This is a genomic window from Actinoplanes sp. NPDC051861, from assembly GCF_040681145.1.
In the GTDB taxonomy this organism is placed as follows: Bacteria; Actinomycetota; Actinomycetes; order Mycobacteriales; family Micromonosporaceae; genus Actinoplanes.
In genome coordinates, this window is the sequence record NZ_JBFAYE010000001.1 from 1,106,920 (window position 1) to 1,126,095 (window position 19,176).

Sequence of the window (19,176 nt, forward strand, 5' to 3'; positions counted from 1 at the left end):
CGGCTTCCACTGCCCGTGTCCGGGGCGCCCAGCGGGCCGTGCGACCCGCCCGTACTCTTGGCACTCGTGGCCAGTCCCACCTCTCTTGCCAAGCGGCTGCTCCTCGGCCGGCCGTTCCGTTCGGACAAGCTGCAGCACACGCTGCTGCCGAAGCGGATCGCGCTGCCGGTGTTCGCCAGCGACGCGCTCTCCAGCGTGGCGTACGCACCCGACGAGATCCTGCTGACCCTCTCCATCGCCGGTGCCGCCGCCTACGCCTATTCCCCCTGGGTGACGCTCGCGGTCGCGGTGGTGATGGTGACGGTGGTCGCCAGCTATCGGCAGAACGTGCACGCCTACCCGTCCGGCGGCGGCGACTACGAGGTGGCCACGGTCAACCTCGGCCCCAAAGCGGGCCTCGGTGTCGCCAGCGCGCTGCTGGTCGACTACATCCTCACGGTCGCCGTCTCGGTCTCCTCCGGCGTCAGCAACCTGGGCTCGGTCGTGCCCTGGGTGGAGGAGAACAAGGTCGGTGTCGCGATCGCCGCGGTGATCGTGCTCAGCGCCCTGAACCTGCGGGGTCTGCGCGAGTCCGGCACGGCGTTCGCGGTACCCACGTACCTGTTCATCATCGTCATCGTCGGCATGATCGTGACCGGGTTGATCCGGGTCTTCGTGCTCGGCCAGGATCTGCAGGCGCCCAGCGCCGACCTGGTGATCGCCGCCGAGGAGGATCATCTGTCGCAGATGGCCTTCGTCTTCCTGCTGTTGCGGACGTTCTCGTCCGGCTGCGCGGCGCTCACCGGTGTGGAGGCCATCTCCAACGGCGTGCCCGCGTTCAAGAAGCCGAAGAGCAAGAACGCGGCCACCACGCTCATGCTTCTCGGCGGCATCGCGATCGTGATGCTGTTCGGCATCATCACGCTGGCCCGCGCCACCCACCTGCAGTTCGTGGAGGATCCGACGATCCAGATCGTCTCCGGGCCGGTCAACTACGTGCAGAAGACGGTCACCACCCAGTTGGCCGAGACAGTCTTCGGCTCCGGATCGATCATGCTCTTCGTGGTCGGCGGCGTGACCGCGATGATCCTGTTCCTGGCCGCCAACACCGCCTTCAACGGCTTCCCGGTGCTCGGCTCGATCCTGGCCCAGGACCGGTACCTGCCACGCCAGCTGCACACCCGCGGCGACCGGCTGGCCTTCAGCAACGGCATCCTGTTCCTCGCGGTCGCCGCGATGGTGCTGATCGTCGCGTTCCACGCCGAGGTCACCAAGCTGATCCAGCTCTACATCGTGGGCGTGTTCGTCTCGTTCACGCTGTCGCAGGCGGGCATGATCCGGCACTGGAACCGGCTGCTGCAGACCCAGCGGGACCCGGAACGCCGCCGCCGGATGATCCGCTCCCGGGCGATCAACGCGTTCGGCATGTGCCTCACCGGCGCCGTCCTGATCGTCGTCCTGATCACCAAGTTCCTGCTCGGCGCGTGGATCGCGATCGCCGCCATGGTGGTCATCTACGCGCTCATGGTCGCCATCCACCGGCACTACACGCGGGTGGCCGAGGAGTTGAAGCCGACCGAGGAGCGGCCGGTGCTGCCCTCGCGCAACCACGCGGTCGTCCTGGTCAGCAAGGTGCACATGCCGACGCTGCGGGCGCTGGCGTACGCGCAGGCGACCCGGCCGGACACGCTGACCGCGGTCACCGTGAACGTCGACGACAAGGACACCCGCGCCATTCAGGCGGAGTGGGAGCGGCGGCAGCTCCCGGTGCCGCTGACCGTTGTCGACTCGCCATACCGCGAGATCACCCGGCCGATCATCGACTTCGTGAAGAACGTGCGCCGGTCCTCGCCCCGCGACGTGGTCACGGTCTTCGTGCCGGAGTACGTGGTCGGCCGCTGGTGGGAGAATCTGCTGCACAACCAGAGCGCGCTGCGGATCAAGGGGCGGCTGCTCTTCGAGCCCGGCGTGATGGTCGTCAGCGTGCCCTGGCAGCTGCGCTCCAGCCAGGAACGCGACCTGGACCGGCTGGACCGCGGCCTGAGCCTGGCGCCGGCCCGGGGGCCGCGTCAACGCGCCGACGAGACCCCGCCCGAGCCGGCCGAGGGGACCGAGACCAAGTGACCGTTCCGGCAGAGACCGCAGACCTGATCCAGGGGGACCGGGTCGAGCTGACGGTGGGTGCTCCGGCGCACGGCGGGCACTGTGTGGCCCGGATCGGTGGCCCGCACGGCCGGGTGGTCTTCGTCCGGCACGCGCTGCCGGGCGAGCGGGTCACCGCCGAGATCACCGAGCTGCACCGGGGCTACCTTCGTGCCGACGCGGTCGAGATCCACGAGGCCTCGCCGGACCGGGTCGAGCCGCCGTGTCCGCATGCCCGTCCGGGTGCGTGCGGCGGCTGCGACCTGCAGCACGTCGCGGGCGACGCGCAGCTGCGGTGGAAGGGCTCGGTGGTCCGGGAACAGCTGGAGCGGATGGCTGGGCTCTTTTTGGACGTACGGGTGGAAGCGTTACCGCCGGCGTCCGGAGACACGCTCCTCGGCTGGCGCAGCCGGATCCGCTATGCGGTGGACGCCGCGGGACGCCCCGGGCTGCTCCAGCACCGCTCGCACCAGGTGGTGCCGATCGACCGGTGCCGGATCGCGCACCCGGCCATTCAGGAGCTCGACCTGCTGACGCACGAGTGGCCGGACGCCGACGCGGTGCAGGCGGTCGCCACCACGGGCGGGGACGTGGCGGTGCTCGCGAGGCCGGCCGGCAGCCGGGCGCCGGAGTCCGGGGACGACCTGGGCGAGCCGATGTCCGGGGGACTGGTCCGGCTGTCAGGGCCGGGAGAGGTGGTCGAGAACGCGGGTGGGCGTGCTTTTCACGTACCCCCGGAAGGTTTTTGGCAGGTGCACCCAGCCGCAGCCGAAACGCTGACCGATGCCGTGCTGGAGATGTTGCGGCCCGCACCGGGTGAGGCGTCGTGGGATCTCTACGGTGGAGCCGGCCTGTTCGCGGCTGCCCTGGCGGAGCGGACCGGTGCGCGGACCACTGTGGTCGAGTCCTCGCCGCTCGGGGTGGCCGCCGCGCGCCGCAACCTGGCCGATCTGCCGCATGTGGAGGTGGTCGCGGCGAAGGTGGATGTGGCGCTGAGCCGGCGGCGGATCGCCGGGCCGGTGGATCTCGTCGTGCTGGACCCACCGCGTGCCGGTGCCGGTGCTCGGGTCGTCCGTGCGGTGGCGGCGGCACGGCCGCGCGCGATCGCCTACGTCGCGTGTGACCCGGCGGCGCTGGCCCGCGACATCAAGACGTTCGCGTCGGTGGGGTGGCGGGCTGATCGGATTCGGGCGTTCGACTGCTTCCCGATGACTCAGCACGTGGAGTGTGTGGCGCTGCTGCTCCCGGAGGACTGACCGGCCCTCGCGCGGCGGGCCAGTTCGATCAGGGCGTCCAGGGAGTCGCGGGTGCTGATCAGGTCGTTGATGTGGCTGGAGAGCCGGTCGCGCTCCTGGGACAGGCGCTCCAGGGCGGCGTCGGAGTGTTCCAGGCTCGGTGTGTCGACGCACGGCAGCAGCTCGGCGATGGTGCGGCTGGAGAGGCCGGCCGTGTAGAGCCGCTGGAGAAAACGGACACGCTCGACCTCGGCGGTGCCGTAGAGCCGCTGGCCGCTCGGGCTGCGAACGCTGGTCAGCAGGCCCTGCTCCTCGTAATAGCGGACCGACCGGACGCTGACGCCGGCCTGTGCCGCGAGATCGCCGATGCGCATGCCGGCCTCCGATGCACCTTGCCTCTGACGTCAGTGTCAGGTTACCCCGCCCCGCCCCCGCCGCGTGTTGAGTTCGGGTCGCTATGAGGGCCGAACTCCACACGCGGCGGGTGTGTGGAGTTCGGGTCGCTATGAGGGCCGAACTCCACACGCGGCGGGTGTGTGGGTGTGTGGGTGTGTGGGTGTGTGTGGAGTTCGGGTTGCTATGAGGGCCGAACTCCACACGGGGCGGGGGTTTCGTGTTACGGGGTGGCGCGTTCGGCTGCTGTTACGGCGTTGCGGAAGAGCATGGCGACTGTGGTGGGGCCGACGCCGCCGACTCGGGGGGTGATCGCGCCGGCGACCTCGGCGCATGACTCGTCGACGTCGGGGAGCAGGCGGCGGCCCTCGTAGCGGACGCCCGCGCCGACCACGACCGCGCCCGCGCGTACGTGTTCGGGCTGGATGATGCCGGGGACGCCGGCCGCGGCGATCAGGATGTCGGCCCGCTGGGTGTAGCGCTGCCAGTCCGGAACGCCGGTGTGCACGACGGTGACCGCGGCGTTGGCGGTGGGGCGCTTCTGGGCGAGCAGCATGGCGAGGGGGCGGCCCAGGGTGGCGCCGCGGCCCAGGATGACCACCTCGCGGCCGGAGACCGGGATCTCGTGGAAGGCGAGCAGCGCCTCGATGCCGGCCGGGGTGCAGGGCAGCGGGCCGGGCAGCCCGACGGCGAGCCGGCCCATGTTGAGCGGGTGCATGCCGTCGACGTCTTTGTCGGGGTCGAGGGTCTGCAGAGCCGCGTCGTAGTCCAGGTGGGCCGGGATCGGGTACTGGATGAGGACGCCGTGTACGTCCTTGTCGTCGTTGAACTCGGCGATCACCTTCAGCAGGTCGGCCTGGGTGACGTCGCCGGACAGGTGCCGGTGCGGCGAGGCGAAACCGAGCTCACCGGCCTGCTTCTGCTTGATCCGGATGTAGCCGGCGCTGGCGTCGTCGTCGCCGACCAGGATGGTGGCGAGGCTCGGCTGGACGCCGCGCTCGCGAAGGCGGGCGACGCGCTCCCGGACGTCGGCGAGAACGGACTCGGCGACGGGGGCGCCGGGGAGAAGGCGTGCTGTGGACATGCGACTCCTCAACCGGGGAGCCCAGGCGGTCGACTCCTCCTGACCAGCTCCCCGATGGTTCGACCATCCCCATGCCGCCAGTCGCTGTGTGACTCCAGGATGCCAGGTCAGGTTGGGGTGCCCGGTCGGGGGCTGACAAGGCACCCGGCGGTGGGTCGCCTGGCCGCCGCCCAAGTCTGTCCGGGGAGGCGGGATGTAAAGGTTGTGTGGAGGGAAGGTCACCAACCGTTCGCTCCAGTCGCGCTGGGGCGCGGCACGGATAGACTCGGGCCTCATGAGCGACTCCCCCTCGACCCCGGCCGGCCTGCTGACCAGCATCACCGCCCCCGGTGACCTGAAGCGACTGACCTCGGAGCAGTTGACCCTGCTCGCGGCCGAGATTCGTGACTTCCTGGTGGCCAAGGTTTCGCGCACCGGCGGGCACCTCGGTCCGAACCTGGGTGTGGTCGAGATGACCCTCGCGCTGCACCGGGTCTTCGATTCGCCCCGTGACAAGGTTCTCTTCGACACGGGCCACCAGGCGTACGTGCACAAGATCGTCACGGGCCGGCAGGACGGCTTCGACCTGCTCCGCCAGCGGGGTGGCCTCACCGGCTACCCGAGCCAGGCGGAGAGCGAGCACGACCTGATCGAGAACTCGCACGCCTCCACCGCCCTGTCGTATGCGGACGGGCTCGCCAAGGCGTTCGCGCTGCGCGGCGAGGACCGGCACGTGGTGGCCGTGGTGGGTGACGGTGCTCTCACCGGCGGCATGTGCTGGGAGGCGCTCAACAACATCGCCGCCACCCGCAACCGGCTCGTCATCGTGGTCAACGACAACGGCCGGTCGTACGCGCCCACCATCGGCGGCCTCGCCGACCACCTCTCCACGCTGCGCCTCAACCCGGGCTACGAGAAGGTTCTCGACCTGGTGAAGGACGCGCTCGGCTCGACGCCCGTGGTGGGCAAGCCGGTCTTCGAGGTGCTGCACGCGGTCAAGAAGGGCATCAAGGACGCGGTCAGCCCGCAGCCGATGTTCGAGGACCTCGGCCTGAAATACATCGGGCCGGTGGACGGGCACGACCAGCAGGCGATGGAGTCCGCGCTGCGCCGGGCCAAGGGCTTCAACGCCCCGGTCATCGTGCACGCGGTCACCCGCAAGGGCTACGGATACCGTCCGGCCGAGCAGGACGAGGCGGACTGCCTGCACGGCCCGAGCAGCGCGTTCGACGTGGAGACCGGCAAGCTGCTGGCCGCGCCGACCCTCAAGTGGACGAAGGTGTTCGCCGAGGAGCTGGTGGAGATCGCCGACGAGCGCCCGGACGTGGTCGGCATCACCGCCGCGATGGCCGAGCCGACCGGCATCGCCGCGCTGGCGAAGAAGTATCCGGAGCGCACCTACGACGTCGGCATCGCCGAGCAGCACGCGGCCACCAGTGCGGCCGGCCTGGCGATGGGTGGCCTGCACCCGGTCGTGGCCGTCTACGCGACGTTCCTGAACCGGGCGTTCGACCAGGTCCTGCTGGACGTGGCGATGCATCGGCTGCCGGTGACGTTCGTGCTGGACCGGGCCGGCATCACCGGTCCGGACGGGCCGAGCCACTACGGCATGTGGGACATGAGCGTCTTCGGTGTGGTGCCGGGCCTGCGGATCGCCGCTCCCCGGGACGCCGCCACGCTGCGCGAGGAGCTGCGCGAGGCGGTCGCGGTCGACGACGGCCCGACCATCGTGCGGTTCCCGACCGGCGCGGTCGCGCCGGACACCCCGGCGCTGCGCCGGGTCGGCCAGGTGGACGTGCTCCGCGAGGACGTGCGCAAGGATGTTCTGCTGGTCGCGGTGGGCTCGTTCGCGGGCCTGGGCCTGGACGCCGCGGAGCGGCTCGCCGAGCAGGGGTACGGGGTGACCGTCGTCGACCCGCGCTGGGTCCGCCCGGTGCCGATCGAGCTGACCGGTCTCGCCGCACAGTACCGCTACGTGATCACGGTCGAGGACGGTGTGCGCGCCGGCGGTGTCGGCGACGCGGTGGCGAGTGCCCTGCGCGACGCCGGTGTGACAGTGCCGCTGCGCGACTTCGGTGTGCCGGTCGGGTTCCACCCGCACGGCAGCCGGGCGGAGATCCTCGGCAGCCTCGGGCTGACCGCTCAGGACATCGCCCGGGATGTGACCGAGTGGGTTTCGGGGCTCGAGGAGAGCGACCGGGTCGACGCTATTTGATCTTCGTAGCCGTCTCGACGGGCGGATTCGTTACGCAACCGTTACCTTAGAGGGATGGGTGCGGACACCTTCAGCGACGAAGCCGTCATCGACCTCGGCCTGGAACGCGGAGAGCCGGAGACATACCACCGGCCGGGGCGGCGCACCGTGCCGCTCTGGTTCGGGCCGGCCCTGGTCGCCGTTCTGATGCTCCTTACCGTCGGGACGTCGGCGCCGGCACCCCCGCCGCCGATGTCCGAGGTGCTGCGGGTGCCGATCGGGCCCGGTGACCCGTACACCATCAACGACGGGCGGTTGCTCGTGCAGTCGGCGGGGGTGCTCAGCTCCTACCGGCTGAGCGACGGGTCGCGGGACTGGCGGGTGACGCAGCCGGAGCCGGTCTACCGGTTGCGTACCGCGCACGGGCTCCTGCTACTGCGGCCGTGGACGGTTCGCGGCGCCGAGCACGGCACGACCGGGATCTCCCTGGCCGACGGCGCCCGGCAGTGGCATCACGACCTCAACGTGGTCGCGTTCGCCGGATCGCCGCTGTTCTTCGGGGTCGAGGGCGTGCGCAGTTCGTCGAACAGCGGGCGCCGTGTGCAGAACACGGTCGAGGTGGTCGAGCCGGCGATCGGCCTGGCCCGCTGGCGGGTGGCCGTGCCGAACACCGCGGTGCTGCTCAGCGTGCCGGGCGAGGACGGGCCGGCGCGGGTGATGCTCGTGCGGGACGACCAGGTCGCCGATCTGTACGACGTGTCGACCGGCGCGCACCTGGCGAGCAGGAAGCTGCCGATGGCCGACTACGACCCGGAGAACCCGGTGGCGATCGGGGACACGATTCTGCTGCGGCATCCCGGGGCGGACGGGAACGAGGTCTCGGCGTACGACGCGGCGACGCTGCGGCCGCTGTGGACCGTTCCGGCGGCGGGCACCCAGCGGATCCGGTCCTGCGGTGAGCTGGCCTGCCTGGCCGGGCGCGACGGGATCCGGGCCGTCGAGACGGCTACCGGCGAGCAGCGGTGGCGGCAGCCGTGGTGGCGTTCGATCGAGAAGTACGGGACGAGTTTCATTGCGTACGCGGCCACCTCCACCGGGACGGACCAGCCGGTGGCTGTGGCGGACCCGTCGACCGGCCAGGTGATGGCGGACCTGACCGGGTGGCACCCGGTGCCGGGCTCGTCCGAGGACGGAGAACTGCTGGTCACCCGGGAGATCGATCCAGGCCCGCGTACCATGGTCGCGGTCGTCACGCCGGGCCTGGAACGGCCGCGCCTGTTCGCCGAGCTGCCGGAGGGCACGGGGGACTGCCAGGCCACCGCCGACCGTCTGGTCTGCCGGTCGATGTATGACGAGCTGATCGTCCGGGAGTACCGGGCTCGGAACGGCGCAGTTTGACGCGTACGAAATTGGGGTGAAAATGCTGATCGAGCTGGACCGCGACGCCCCGCTCGACCAGGCACCCGGCCGGCGCCCCCCGCCGCGGCTCTATCGCCCGGCCGGTCTGTTGCTGGCGGCGACCCTGCTCGTCACGCTCGCGGGCGCGGCGCCGTTCGCCTCGACGTTCTGGCGCGACCTCGGCACGATCGCGGCCGCGGGTGACGCCGAGACCCCGATCCAACTCGCCGGTGGCCGGATCTACACAGCCGGGACCGCCGGACGGGACCGCGAGGTGACCGCGTGGTCGCTGGACCGGCCGATGCGCCGGCTGTGGGCCACCCGCGTGCCGATCGGCATGAGCTACAACCCGGTGAGCGGGCTGTTCGGCTCGTTCACCATCCGGCAGGCCGGCGACGTCGTGCTGCTCTCCGAGGGCTTCGCCACCACCGCCCTGGACGGCCGCACCGGACAGGTCCGCTGGCGCTCCCCGGTCGCGGTCACCCTGCTCGGCACCGGCGGGATCGGCGTGGCGGTGGAACGCGTCTTCCGGCCGGGCACCGTCTACGACCAGGCGTCCGGTGATCCGGGGCCGCTCTACTTCTCGGCGAGCGGCGAGCCGCACACCGAGCCGCCGGTCCGCACCGAGGTCCGCGGCCTGGACATCGCGACCGGCCGGGTGGTGTGGACCTCGGCGCCGGGCGGCTCGGTCACCGTCGACCCGGTGCACGGCGACGGTCCGGCCGTCCTGATCACCTCGTCCGACCGGCTCACCCTGCACGCCGCCGGGACCGGTGAGGTGCTGGCCGAGGCCGCGCTGCCGAAGCTCAACGGATCGGGACCGGTCACCGCGACGGTGGCCGGTGACGTGGCGCTGGTCGGATACCGAGCTCCGGGACAGGAGGTGGCGTACGACGTGCGGACCCTGCGCCGGCTCTGGGCCTGGAAGCTGCCGGACTTCGAGGGCGACACACCGGACTGCCGTGACGTGATCTGCTCCGGGCCGCGCGACGACCTCTGGGTGCTCGACCCGGCGACCGGCCGGCGGGCCTGGCAGGCGAACGGCGACGTGGACCTGACCGTACGGGCCGGCATGGTGCTGGAGACCAAGGTGCGGACCGGGCGGCCGGATCGACTGGCCGACCCGCTCACCGGCCGGAACCGGGTGATCCTGACCGGCTGGGACGAGGTGCTGCCCGGCGAGCCGAACGGGACGGTGGTGGTCCGGCGCGACACCGACAGCGGGCAGACTTTCGGTGCGGTGCTGCCGGGCCGCGCCGAGCTGCGGGTGCTGGGCACGGTCGACGTGGACTCCGGCGAGTGCTCCGCCGACGAGCATCACCTGGTGTGCCGCGACGGTACGGGACTGCGCGTCTGGGCGTACCGGATCTGACGTTCCGGACGGCACAATGAGCTGACATCCCCAGCGCAGGGGAGGCCGTCGTGAGTGATGCTCTGATCGATCTCGGCGAGGTGCGGCTGAGGGACGAACAGGTCCCGGCGCCACCCGTGCCGTACCGTCTGCTGCTCACCGCCCTGTCGGTGCTGCTGGTCGTCGCGCTCGGCGGCGGTTCCGCCCAGGCCGAGCCGGCGCCGCCGGTGATCGTGCCGGCCGGGCTCGGCGACGCCATCCGGGTGGCCGGTGACCGGCTCTTCGTGATCAGCCAGCAGTATCGGAGCATCCGCGCTTACGCCCTGCCGGACGCCACGCTGGTCGCCGAGCACAGCGTTAACGTGCACGGCGACGTGCTCAACGTCGACGTGGCCGGTGACCTGCTGCTGGTCACCGTGCAGGACGAGGAGACCGTCACGTTCGGCACGATCACCCTGCTCCGGGGCCGTGAGGAGCCGCTCTGGCAGCGCCCGGCCCTCCTGCAGGGCGTCTCCGAGGCCGACGGGCTGGCCCTGGTCCGGGAGGAGACCGAGCTGTTCGGCGAAGCCGCCTGGCACGGAGTCGACCTGCACACCGGTGCCGTGCGCTGGACCCTGCACCAGGGCGAACGCGACGACGTGGCGGCCTCCAGCTACGGCGACGGCTATCCGAAGTGGCTGTACGTGCTGACCGCCGACGGGCGGCTGGAGGCGTGGGACACCCGGACCGGCGAGCTGGCGGCCTCGGTGCACGTACCCGAGGGACGGAACCGCACCGCCACCCTCTGGACCGCCGGTGACCTGGTGCTGGTCGGTGCGGGCGGGTCCGGCACGACGGGGTACGACATGGGCAACCGGCTGCAGCCGCGCTGGCACAGCGGGATGAACCTGAGCTGGTACCGGGGGCCGTCGACGTGCGGGCAGTTCATCTGCGCCTACCTGCCGCAGCGCGGGATCCTGGTGATCGACCCGGTCACGGGGCGGGAACGCTGGTCGTCGGACCGCTGGGACTACGCCGAGCGGGTCGGCAGCTACCTGATGACCGGGATGCCGGAGACCGCGTACCCGCGGCTCTACGTGCTCGACCCGGAGACCGGGGACGTACTCGGCGACGCCGGCCTCTGGCGCAGCGCCGGGCCCGGCCCGTCACCGGAGACGGCGTACGTGCAGCGAGCCGTCTCCGGCGCGGACCGCATGTGGTACGGCGTGCTCGACCTGACCCGGATCCGGGTCCGCGTGCTCGGCGTGGCCGAACGGGTCGCCGGCGACTGCCACTTCGCCGCAGGTGCCCTGGTGTGCCGCCGGATCGACGCGTCGGTCGGAGTGTGGCGGGTTCGGTAGCCTTGTCTCCGGGTTCACGTTTGCGGAGATCGAGGTTGCGGTGCGAGTGCTGGTGGTGGAGGACGAGCGGAACCTGGCTGACGCGATCGCACGCGGGCTGCGCCGCAAGGGCATGGCCGTCGATGTGGCGTACGACGGGCTCGAAGGGCACGAGATGGCGTACGTGACCCGGTACGACGTGGTGGTCCTCGACCGCGACCTGCCCGGCATGCACGGCGACGACATCTGCGCCGATCTCGTGGCCCGGGGCGCGCTGACCCGGGTGCTGATGCTGACCGCCAGCAGCACGGTCGCCGACCGGGTCGAAGGGCTCGAGCTGGGCGCCGACGACTACCTGGCGAAGCCGTTCGCGTTCGAGGAGCTGGTGGCCCGCGTGCAGGCCCTCGGACGGCGGGCCACCCCGGCCGCTCCGCCGGTGCTCACGGTGGGCAACATGGTGCTCGACCAGACCCGCAGGGTGGTGACCCGCGGCGGTGCGCCGATCGAGCTCACCAACAAGGAGTTCGGTGTGCTGGAGGAGCTGCTCAAGGCCAAGGGCGGCGTGGTGTCCACCGAGGAGCTGCTCGAACGGGTCTGGGACGCCAATACGGACCCGTTCACGACGACCGTGCGCGTCACGATAAACACTCTGCGTAAGAAGATCGGCGACCCGCCATTGATCGAGACCGTCGTCGGCGCGGGATACCGGGTTCCCGAACCGGTCGTGGCCTCGTGACCGTCTACCTCGGGCGGACCCGGCCGTTGCGGTTCCAGCCGCGGAACACCCTGCGCCTGAGGCTCACCCTGCTCAACGGCATCCTGCTGGTCGGCGCCGGGGTGGCCCTCGTGCTGCTCGCCTGGCTGCTGGTCAGCGAATCACTGCACCCGGTGGACGAGCTGCGCGCGGGCTCCACGGTGACGCTCGCCGACGGCAGCACGCGGGAGGCGCTGTCGTGGCAGACCGACATGGTCGAGCAGGCGTCCCAGGAGCTGCTGTTCAAGGGGCTCAGCGCGCTGGTGGCGATCGGCATCATCGGGATCGCCGGGGCCTATGTCGTGGCCGGGCGGGCGTTGCGGCCCCTGCACCGGGTCACCCAGACCGCGCAGAGGCTCGGCGAGGAAACCCTGGACCAGCGGATACGGTACGCGGGGGCGGACGACGAGGTGGCCGAACTCGCCCGCACGTTCGACGCCATGCTGGACCGGCTCGCGGCTGCGTTCGACTCGCAGAAACGGTTCGTGGCGAACGCGTCGCACGAGCTGCGGACCCCGCTCGCCGTGATGCGCACCGAGATCGACGTGACGCTCAGCGACGACGAGGCGGACGTGGCGGAGTATCGGCGGATGGCGAAAGTCGTCCGCAACGCCTCGGAGCGGGCGAACGGGCTGGTCGACGCCCTCCTCGTGCTGGCCCGCTCGGAAGCGCAGTCCGGCCGCCGGCTGGTCCGCAAGATGCCGGCCGACCTGGCGACGAGCGTTTCCAACGCGCTGTCCGCGGTGAAGGTCGAGGCCGAGCGGATGAAGCTCGACGTGACCACCGAACTGGAACCGGCGCCGGTGGTCGGCGACCCGAGTCTCCTGGACCGCCTGGCCGGCAACCTGATCGAGAACGCGATCCGCTACAACCATCTCCTCGGGCGCCTGTGGCTGCGCACCTCCTCGATCGACGGTCAGGCGGTGCTGGTGGTCGGCAACACCGGTTACGAGGTGGAACCGGCGGACGTCCCGGGCCTGTTCGAGCCGTTCCAGCGCGGCGGCTGGGAACGAACCGGCTCCCGAGGCTCGGGTCTGGGCCTGTCGATCGTGCGCGCGGTCTGCGACGCCCACGGCGGCACGGTGTCCGCGGTGGCCCAGGAGGGCGGCGGCCTCGAGGTCACCGTCTCCCTGCCCGCCGCCGACACGACACCGGTGGTCGCCGCGAGCGCCAGCGTCCCCCGAGCCCGCTTCTGACCCGCACGCCCTCTTTTCCCGTCCTGGCGGGCGCGGGGTTCCGCCATCCCGCCGGGCGGCCGCTGCCGCCCGACGTCGCGCGGCTCCGGGTCGCCGGGTTCGCGCCGGCTGTCGGCCGCCGGTCCTGCCGGCCGCCGACCCTGTCGGCCGCCGGGCCATCGCCGCGGGACGTGGGTGGGCGCCAGGCGTCGCTGCGGCTCCCGGTGTCGCCGGGCCTCGCGGCCGGTTTGCCCGGCCCTGTGCTGCGGGGTTTGTGGTGGTTTGGGGCTGGTTACTCGGTCTTCGTCTCGATTTCGGCGCGGAGTTTGGGGAAGTCGGCCTTCACGTCGGCGGCGGTTTTGAAGAACCACATGATCATGCCGACGCTGCCCTCGTCGGCCCAGCCGCAGATGGCCAGGTCGACGCCGGAGTTGGAGCTGGTGCCGCACTTGGCGACGCCGCCGAGGTCGCCGGTGGAGACGTCGGCCAGGTCGCGGACCTCGGAGGTCTTGCCGAACGTGTCGAAGGAGGCGTCCAGTTCCTTCTGCGGGTCGACGATCAGTGCCTTGGTGGCCAGGGCGGCGACCATGTTCTGCTTCTCGGGTGCGCCGTAGATCGCGCCGAACGAGCTCGAGGCGCCCGGGTAGGCGGCCAGGCTGCTCTCCATCTCGGCGGTCATCGCGGCGAACGACGGGTCGTCGATCTTGGGCAGGCCGCCGAGCGTGTCGGGTTCGGTGATGGCGACCTTGGAGGCCTCGTCGCCGGCGTCCTCGATGGCGTTCTTGCCGGCCAGGAGGACTGCGGCGGCGCCGCCGACGCAGAGCACCAGCACGATCGCCGCCGAGATCAGGGCGATGGGGAGCGCCTTCGACTTCTTCGGCGGCGGGCCGGCCGGGAAGCCGGGCGGGGCCGGCGGATATCCACCCGGGGGCGGCGGGTAACCGGCGTCGGGCGGCGGCGGGTAACCGGGCTGCCCACCCGGATAACCGGGCTGAGCCGAGTAACCGGGCTGGGCGCCCGGGTAACCGGGGTCGGCGGGCGGCGGATAGCCGGGCTGAGCTCCGGGGTAACCGGGGTCGGCGGGCGGCGGGTAACCGGGCTGAGCTCCGGGGTAGCCGGGGTCGGCGGGCGGCGGATAACCAGGCTGGGCGCCCGGGTAACCCGGGTCGGCGGGCGGCGGGTAGCCGGGCTGGGCGCCCGGGTAGCCCGGCTGGGCCGGCGGGTAGCCCGGCTGCGCGGGCGGGTAACCGGGGTTGGGCTCACCGGGATGGGGAGGGTAGGTCATCGACGCTCCAGAGCTCGTGCAGGTCGCTGGATAGTAGCGACGGGCACCGACAACAAATGCCCCCGCACTCCGAGCGCGGGGGCATTTGCAGGGATATATACCGATCAGGCGCGGACGTTCGCCAGGCCGTTCGGCAGGAACCGCTTGCCTGTCACCCGTTCGGCGGTGCCGCTGCGGTCCAGGTACGGCGTGACGCCACCGAGGTGGAAGGGGTATCCGGCGCCGAGGATCATGCACAGGTCGATGTCCTGTGCCTCGGCGACCACGCCCTCGTCGAGCATGATCCGGATCTCCTCGGCCAGGGCGTCCAGTGCTTTCTGGCGTACCTCATCGGCGGTCAACGGCGCCGAGCCGGTCTCCAGAAGCTTGACCACCTCGGGGTTGATCTCGTCGTCGACCATGACCGGGAGGCCGGCGTCGACGATCTTCTTGAGGTTCGGCGAGTCCTTGAACCGGTCCGGGAACGCCGCGTGCAGCGTCTCGCCCACGTGGTACGCCACCGCCGGGCCGACCAGCTGGAGCAGCGCGATCGGGCGCATCGGCAGGCCCAGCGGGTCCATCGCCACGTTGACCACGTCCAGCGGGGTGCCCGCGTCGATGGCCTGGAAGATCTCGCTGGTGACGCGGGTCAGCAGACGGTTGACCACGAACGCGGGGGCGTCCTTGACCAGCACCGACGACTTCCGCAGCTGCTTGCCGACCTCGAACGCCGTGGCCAGCGTGGGGTCGTCGGTCCGCTCGCCCTTGATGATCTCCAGAAGCGGGAGTACGGCGACCGGGTTGAAGAAGTGGAAGCCGACGACCCGTTCCGGGTGCTCCAGGTCGGCCGCCATGTCGGTGATCGACAGCGAGCTGGTGTTGGTCGCCAGGATCGCCTCGGCGGAGACGATCTTCTCCAGCTCGGCCCAGATCTGCTTCTTCAGGTCCAGGTTCTCGAAGACCGCCTCGATCACGAAGTCGGCGTCGGCGAAGACCGACTTGTCGACCGAGCCGCTGATCAGACCGCGCAGCTTGGCCGCGGTGCCCTCGTCCATCCGGCGCTTGGCGACCAGCTTGTCGATCTGGCCGGTGACGTAGCCGACGCCCTTGTCCACACGGGTCTGGTCGAGGTCGGTGAGCACGACCGGCACCTGGAGGCGGCGCAGGAAGAGCAGGGCCAGCTGCGAGGCCATCAGGCCGGCGCCGATGATGCCGACCTTGGTGACCTTGCGGGCGAGGGACTTGTCCGGCACACCCACCGGCCGCTTCGCCCGGCGCTGGACCAGGTCGAACGCGTACAGGCTGGCGCGGGACTCGTCGCCCAGGATCAGGTCGGCGAGGGCCTCGGTCTCGGCGGCGGTGCCGTCGGAGAACGACGCCTCCTTGGCGAGCGCGAGCAGCTCCAGGGCCTTGTTGGCGGACGGGACCGCGCCGTGCAGCTTCTCGTCGAGCTGGTTCTTGGCGAACCAGAGCACGCCGTCCCACATGTCCCTGTCGATCTCGGGACGCTCGACCGTGACCTCGCCCTTGACGACGCCGGCGGCCCAGGCGAGCGAGCTCTCCAGGAAGTCGGCCGCCTCGAAGAGCGCGTCGGCGACGCCGAGTTCCCTGGCGTCCTTCGGCTTGAGCACCTTCTGGGTCAGCGGGTTCTGCAGGATGACCTGGGCCGCGCCGGGTACGCCGATCAGGTTCGGCAGGAGCTGGCTGCCGCCCCAGCCGGGCACCAGGCCGATCGCGACCTCGGGCAGGCCGAGCGCCGCCGCGCCGGTGGAGACCGTGCGGTAGTGGCAGTGCAGAGCGACCTCGAGGCCGCCGCCGAGGGCCGCGCCGTTGACGAACGCGAAGGTCGGGATGTCGCTGTTCTTCAGCCGCGCGAAGACCCGGTGGCCCAGCTCGCCGAGCGCGACCGCCTGCTCGCGCGAGGTGATGAGCGGCATGCCGGTGATATCCGCACCTACGCAGAAGATGTAGGGCTTACCGGTGACAGCGATGAATGCCGGATCTGCGGCCGAAGCCGAAGTGATCGCGGCGTCGAGGGAGGCAAGCCCACCAGGACCGAAACTGTTCGGCTTCTTGTGGTCGAAGCCGTTGTCCAGGGTGATCAGCGCGGCCTTCTTGTCGAGACCCGGCACCTGAACAAGGCGGACGATCGCCTTGGTGACGACTTCGTTCGGGTTCTCGATCACTTCGAAGCGCCTTCCCAGTTCGCGTTCTCCCAGATGACCGTGCCGCCCATGCCGATGCCGATGCACATGGCGGTGAGGCCGTAACGGACCTCGGGGTGCTCGGCGAAGTGCCGGGCGAGCTGCGTCATCAGGCGCACACCGGAGGACGCGAGCGGGTGACCGATGGCGATCGCGCCGCCCCACGGGTTCACCCGGGGGTCGTCGTCGGCGATGCCGTAGTGGTCGAGGAAGGCGAGCACCTGGACCGCGAAGGCCTCGTTGAGCTCGAACAGGCCGATGTCGTCGATGGTGAGACCGGCCTTCTTGAGGGCCTTCTCGGTCGACGGGATCGGGCCGTACCCCATGATCTCGGGCTCGACGCCGACGAAGCCGAACGACACCAGCCGCATGGCGACCGGCAGGCCCAGCTCGCGGGCGGTCGCCTCGTCGGCGAGCAGGGCCGCGGTGGCGCCGTCGTTGAGGCCGGCCGCGTTGCCCGCGGTGACCCGGCCGTGCGGGCGGAACGGGGTCTTCAGCGTGGCGAGCTTCTCCATCGAGGTCTCGCGCGGCGCCTCGTCCACGGTGGCCAGGCCCCAGCCCAGCTCGGAGCTGCGTACGGCGACCGGCACCATGTCCGGCTGGAGCTTGCCGTTCGCATACGCCTTGGCGGTCTTCTCCTGCGAGCGCAGGCCGTAGGCGTCCACCCGCTTCTTGGTGATCTGCGGGAGCCGGTCGTGCAGGTTCTCCGCGGTGGAGCCCATCACCAGGGCGGACGGGTCGACCAGCTTCTCGGTCAGGATCCGCGGGTTCGGGTCGACGCCCTCACCCATCGGGTGCCGGCCCATGTGCTCGACGCCGCCGGCGATGGCCACGTCGTACGCCCCCATGGCGATGCCGCCGGCGACGTTGGTCACCGCGGTCATGGCGCCGGCGCACATCCGGTCGATCGCGTAGCCCGGGACGGTCTTGGGCAGGCCGGCCAGCAGGGCCGCGGTCCGGCCGATGGTCAGGCCCTGGTCGCCGGTCTGTGTGGTGGCCGCGATCGCGACCTCGTCCACGCGCTCCGGCGGGAGCTGGGGGTTCCGCTTCATCAGCTCTCGGATGCAGCGGATCACCAGGTCGTCGGCGCGGGTCTCGGCATACATGCCGCCCGCCTTGCCGAACGGGGTGCGGACGCCGTCGACGAAGACGACCTCGCGTACTTCACGGGGCACAGCAAGCCTCCTTGCGGGCGTGAACCCTGAATGTGTCGGCAATGCTACTCGCCGGTAACTAGAGGCTGCCAGGGCATCCGCGAATTGGTCACACCCCGGTCAGGAAGGCTCGGGAAGCACCTCCGCGAGCTGCTCGGCGAGGAGGCCGACCTGCCAGTTGCGGGCACCGAAGCCGAGCAGGGTGTCGCCCACCGTGCGATCGGTGACCTCGTCCGGCGGTGACCAGGCCAGGCGCCGTACGAAATCCGGGCTGATCAGGTTCTCCGGAGGCAGGTTGTGCTTCTCGGCGGTGCCGACCACGATCTGCCGGCACCGTGCCAGCCGGGCCGCGGCGATCGGGTCGCGCTCGGCCCAGCGGTGTGGCGGCGGGGGACCGTCCACCGGCTGGTTCACCGGCAGCGCGTCGTCGGGCAGCGACCGGGCCTGGTCCAGGGCGTCCAGCCAGATCCGGGCCAGGCGGCGCACCGAGCGGCCGCCGAAACCGGGGATGCCGAGCAGGGTCCGCTCGTCCTTCGGATCCGCCTCGGCCGCCGCCACGATGGCCGAGTCGGGCAGCACCCGGCCGGGCGCGGAGTCGCGCCGGGCGGCGACGGTGTCGCGCGCGAACCAGAGAGCGCGCACCCGGGACTGGGCGCGGGCGCCGCGGACGCGGTGGATGCCGGAGGTGCGGCGCCACGGGTCGGGGCGTACCCGGGGCGGCCGGTCGGCGCTGGCCACCAGCGCGGCGAACTCCTCGGCCGCCCAGGCGGTCTTGCCCTGCTGGTCCAGCTCCGCGGCGAGCACGTCACGCAGGTCGGTGAGCAGCTCCACGTCGAGCGCGGCATAGGTGAGCCAGGACTCCGGCAGCGGCCGCGTCGACCAGTCCGCTGCCGAGTGGTGTTTCTCCAGGGAGAAGCCGAGCAACTGCTCGGTGAGCGCGGCCAGGCCGACCCGCTCGAACCCGGCCAGGCGCGCGGCCAGCTCGGTGTCGAACAGCCGGCGCGGCCGGAATCCGAGCTCGGCCAGGCACGGCAGGTCCTGACTGGCGGCGTGCAGCACCCACTCGGTGTCGGCCAGCGCGGCGTCCAGGGTGCGCAGATCCTCGAGGGGCAGCGGGTCGAGCAGCACCGTGCCGGCTCCGGCGCGGCGGAGTTGCACCAGGTAGGCGCGCTGCGTGTAGCGGTATCCGGAGGCGCGCTCGGCATCGACGGCGACCGGTCCGGTGCCCGCCGACATCCGGGAGATCACGTCGGCCAGCTCGGCCTCGGTCTCCACCGGTCGCGGGGTGCCGTCGCGGGGTGCGGTGAGTGGTGTTGCCTCGGGACCGCCAGGACTCGGGTCGGGCGGCACTGCGTGCGGTCCGTCCCCTGCTGTGTCCGGCGAGTCCCGACGGCGCAGGGGTGCTTCGTCGGTCACTCCGTAACCGTACGGGGGTGTCACCCTTGCCGTGCGCAGCCGGGGTCCGGCGCGTCATTTCTCGATCTTTTCCCGGCGTTCATCCGGAGGGGGCCCGGATGCGTATCACCTGTCGCAGCGCCGATACCCCGGGAG

The 19,176-nt window shown here is 71.3% G+C and carries 14 protein-coding genes and 1 riboswitch; of the genes, 8 read left to right on the forward strand and 6 right to left on the reverse strand.

The annotated features are described in order from the left end of the window. Positions 1-66 precede the first annotated feature (66 nt). Both AB0M02_RS05420 and AB0M02_RS05425 read left to right on the forward strand, forming a co-directional pair. Positions 67-2,103 carry an APC family permease gene (locus AB0M02_RS05420; protein WP_364221765.1) on the forward strand — a complete coding sequence of 679 codons (2,037 nt, stop codon included), beginning with the start codon at positions 67-69 and terminating at the stop codon, positions 2,101-2,103. Next, complete coding sequence (locus AB0M02_RS05425; RefSeq protein ID WP_364221768.1) at positions 2,100-3,377, forward strand: TRAM domain-containing protein; 1,278 nt, start codon at positions 2,100-2,102, stop codon at positions 3,375-3,377. The genes AB0M02_RS05420 and AB0M02_RS05425 overlap by 4 nt, the downstream gene beginning before the upstream one ends. Here the strand turns inward: AB0M02_RS05425 and AB0M02_RS05430 are convergent. After that, complete coding sequence (locus AB0M02_RS05430) at positions 3,335-3,730, reverse strand: MerR family transcriptional regulator (RefSeq protein ID WP_364221771.1); 396 nt, start codon at positions 3,728-3,730, stop codon at positions 3,335-3,337. The genes AB0M02_RS05425 and AB0M02_RS05430 overlap by 43 nt on opposite strands. 242 nt (positions 3,731-3,972) lie before the next feature. Next, positions 3,973-4,833 carry a tetrahydrofolate dehydrogenase/cyclohydrolase catalytic domain-containing protein gene (locus AB0M02_RS05435; protein ID WP_364221774.1) on the reverse strand — a complete coding sequence of 287 codons (861 nt, stop codon included), beginning with the start codon at positions 4,831-4,833 and terminating at the stop codon, positions 3,973-3,975. 12 nt (positions 4,834-4,845) lie between these two features. Next, positions 4,846-4,928: riboswitch (ZMP/ZTP riboswitch) on the reverse strand. 179 nt (positions 4,929-5,107) lie between these two features. Between AB0M02_RS05435 and dxs the strand changes: the two genes are divergently transcribed. Genes dxs through AB0M02_RS05465 form a run of 6 tightly spaced genes read left to right on the forward strand, consistent with a single transcriptional unit; the run spans position 5,108 to position 13,024 of the window. Then, complete coding sequence (gene dxs, locus AB0M02_RS05440) at positions 5,108-7,027, forward strand: 1-deoxy-D-xylulose-5-phosphate synthase (protein WP_364221777.1); 1,920 nt, start codon at positions 5,108-5,110, stop codon at positions 7,025-7,027. A 54-nt stretch (positions 7,028-7,081) separates the two neighbouring features. Next, a complete protein-coding gene (locus AB0M02_RS05445) occupies positions 7,082-8,404 on the forward strand; it encodes a hypothetical protein (RefSeq protein ID WP_364221780.1) in 1,323 nt (440 codons plus the stop codon). 22 nt (positions 8,405-8,426) lie between these two features. Further along, complete coding sequence (locus tag AB0M02_RS05450) at positions 8,427-9,776, forward strand: PQQ-binding-like beta-propeller repeat protein (protein ID WP_364222601.1); 1,350 nt, start codon at positions 8,427-8,429, stop codon at positions 9,774-9,776. Between the two features lie 50 nt (positions 9,777-9,826). After that, positions 9,827-11,095, forward strand: a complete 1,269-nt coding sequence (locus AB0M02_RS05455; protein WP_364221782.1) for a hypothetical protein — start codon at positions 9,827-9,829, stop codon at positions 11,093-11,095. A 40-nt stretch (positions 11,096-11,135) separates the two neighbouring features. Then, entirely contained in the window at positions 11,136-11,810 is a 675-nt protein-coding gene (locus tag AB0M02_RS05460; RefSeq protein WP_364221784.1) for a response regulator transcription factor, read from the forward strand. Continuing rightward, on the forward strand, positions 11,807-13,024 hold the full coding sequence (locus AB0M02_RS05465) for a HAMP domain-containing sensor histidine kinase (RefSeq protein WP_364221787.1): 1,218 nt from the start codon (positions 11,807-11,809) through the stop codon (positions 13,022-13,024). Before AB0M02_RS05460 ends, AB0M02_RS05465 begins: the two co-directional genes overlap by 4 nt. 271 nt (positions 13,025-13,295) lie before the next feature. Here AB0M02_RS05465 and AB0M02_RS05470 read toward each other — a convergent pair whose 3' ends face one another. The 4 genes from AB0M02_RS05470 to AB0M02_RS05485 all read right to left on the reverse strand — a co-directional run bounded on the left by AB0M02_RS05470 (position 13,296) and on the right by AB0M02_RS05485 (position 19,041). After that, complete coding sequence (locus AB0M02_RS05470) at positions 13,296-14,288, reverse strand: hypothetical protein (RefSeq protein WP_364221790.1); 993 nt, start codon at positions 14,286-14,288, stop codon at positions 13,296-13,298. A gap of 104 nt (positions 14,289-14,392) precedes the next feature. Then, positions 14,393-16,453: a 3-hydroxyacyl-CoA dehydrogenase NAD-binding domain-containing protein gene (locus tag AB0M02_RS05475; RefSeq protein ID WP_364221793.1), complete on the reverse strand. Its 2,061-nt coding sequence runs from the start codon at positions 16,451-16,453 to the stop codon at positions 14,393-14,395. Further along, the gene (locus AB0M02_RS05480; protein WP_364221796.1) at positions 16,450-17,646 is read right to left on the reverse strand and encodes a thiolase family protein; all 1,197 of its coding nucleotides are present in this window, start codon (positions 17,644-17,646) and stop codon (positions 16,450-16,452) included. The genes AB0M02_RS05475 and AB0M02_RS05480 overlap by 4 nt, the downstream gene beginning before the upstream one ends. Before the next feature lie 99 nt (positions 17,647-17,745). Then, on the reverse strand, positions 17,746-19,041 hold the full coding sequence (locus AB0M02_RS05485; RefSeq protein WP_364221799.1) for a ribonuclease D: 1,296 nt from the start codon (positions 19,039-19,041) through the stop codon (positions 17,746-17,748). Positions 19,042-19,176: the final 135 nt, after the last annotated feature.

What these genes read in the sequence shown, in the direction of transcription:
- AB0M02_RS05430 (WP_364221771.1), bottom strand. Translation starts at nt 3,730, where the DNA reads ATGCGCATCGGCGATCTCGCGGCACAGGCCGGCGTCAGCGTCCGGTCG.
- AB0M02_RS05435 (WP_364221774.1), bottom strand. Translation starts at nt 4,833, where the DNA reads ATGTCCACAGCACGCCTTCTCCCCGGCGCCCCCGTCGCCGAGTCCGTT.
- dxs (WP_364221777.1), top strand. Translation starts at nt 5,108, where the DNA reads ATGAGCGACTCCCCCTCGACCCCGGCCGGCCTGCTGACCAGCATCACC.
- AB0M02_RS05445 (WP_364221780.1), top strand. Translation starts at nt 7,082, where the DNA reads ATGGGTGCGGACACCTTCAGCGACGAAGCCGTCATCGACCTCGGCCTG.
- AB0M02_RS05450 (WP_364222601.1), top strand. Translation starts at nt 8,427, where the DNA reads ATGCTGATCGAGCTGGACCGCGACGCCCCGCTCGACCAGGCACCCGGC.
- AB0M02_RS05470 (WP_364221790.1), bottom strand. Translation starts at nt 14,288, where the DNA reads ATGACCTACCCTCCCCATCCCGGTGAGCCCAACCCCGGTTACCCGCCC.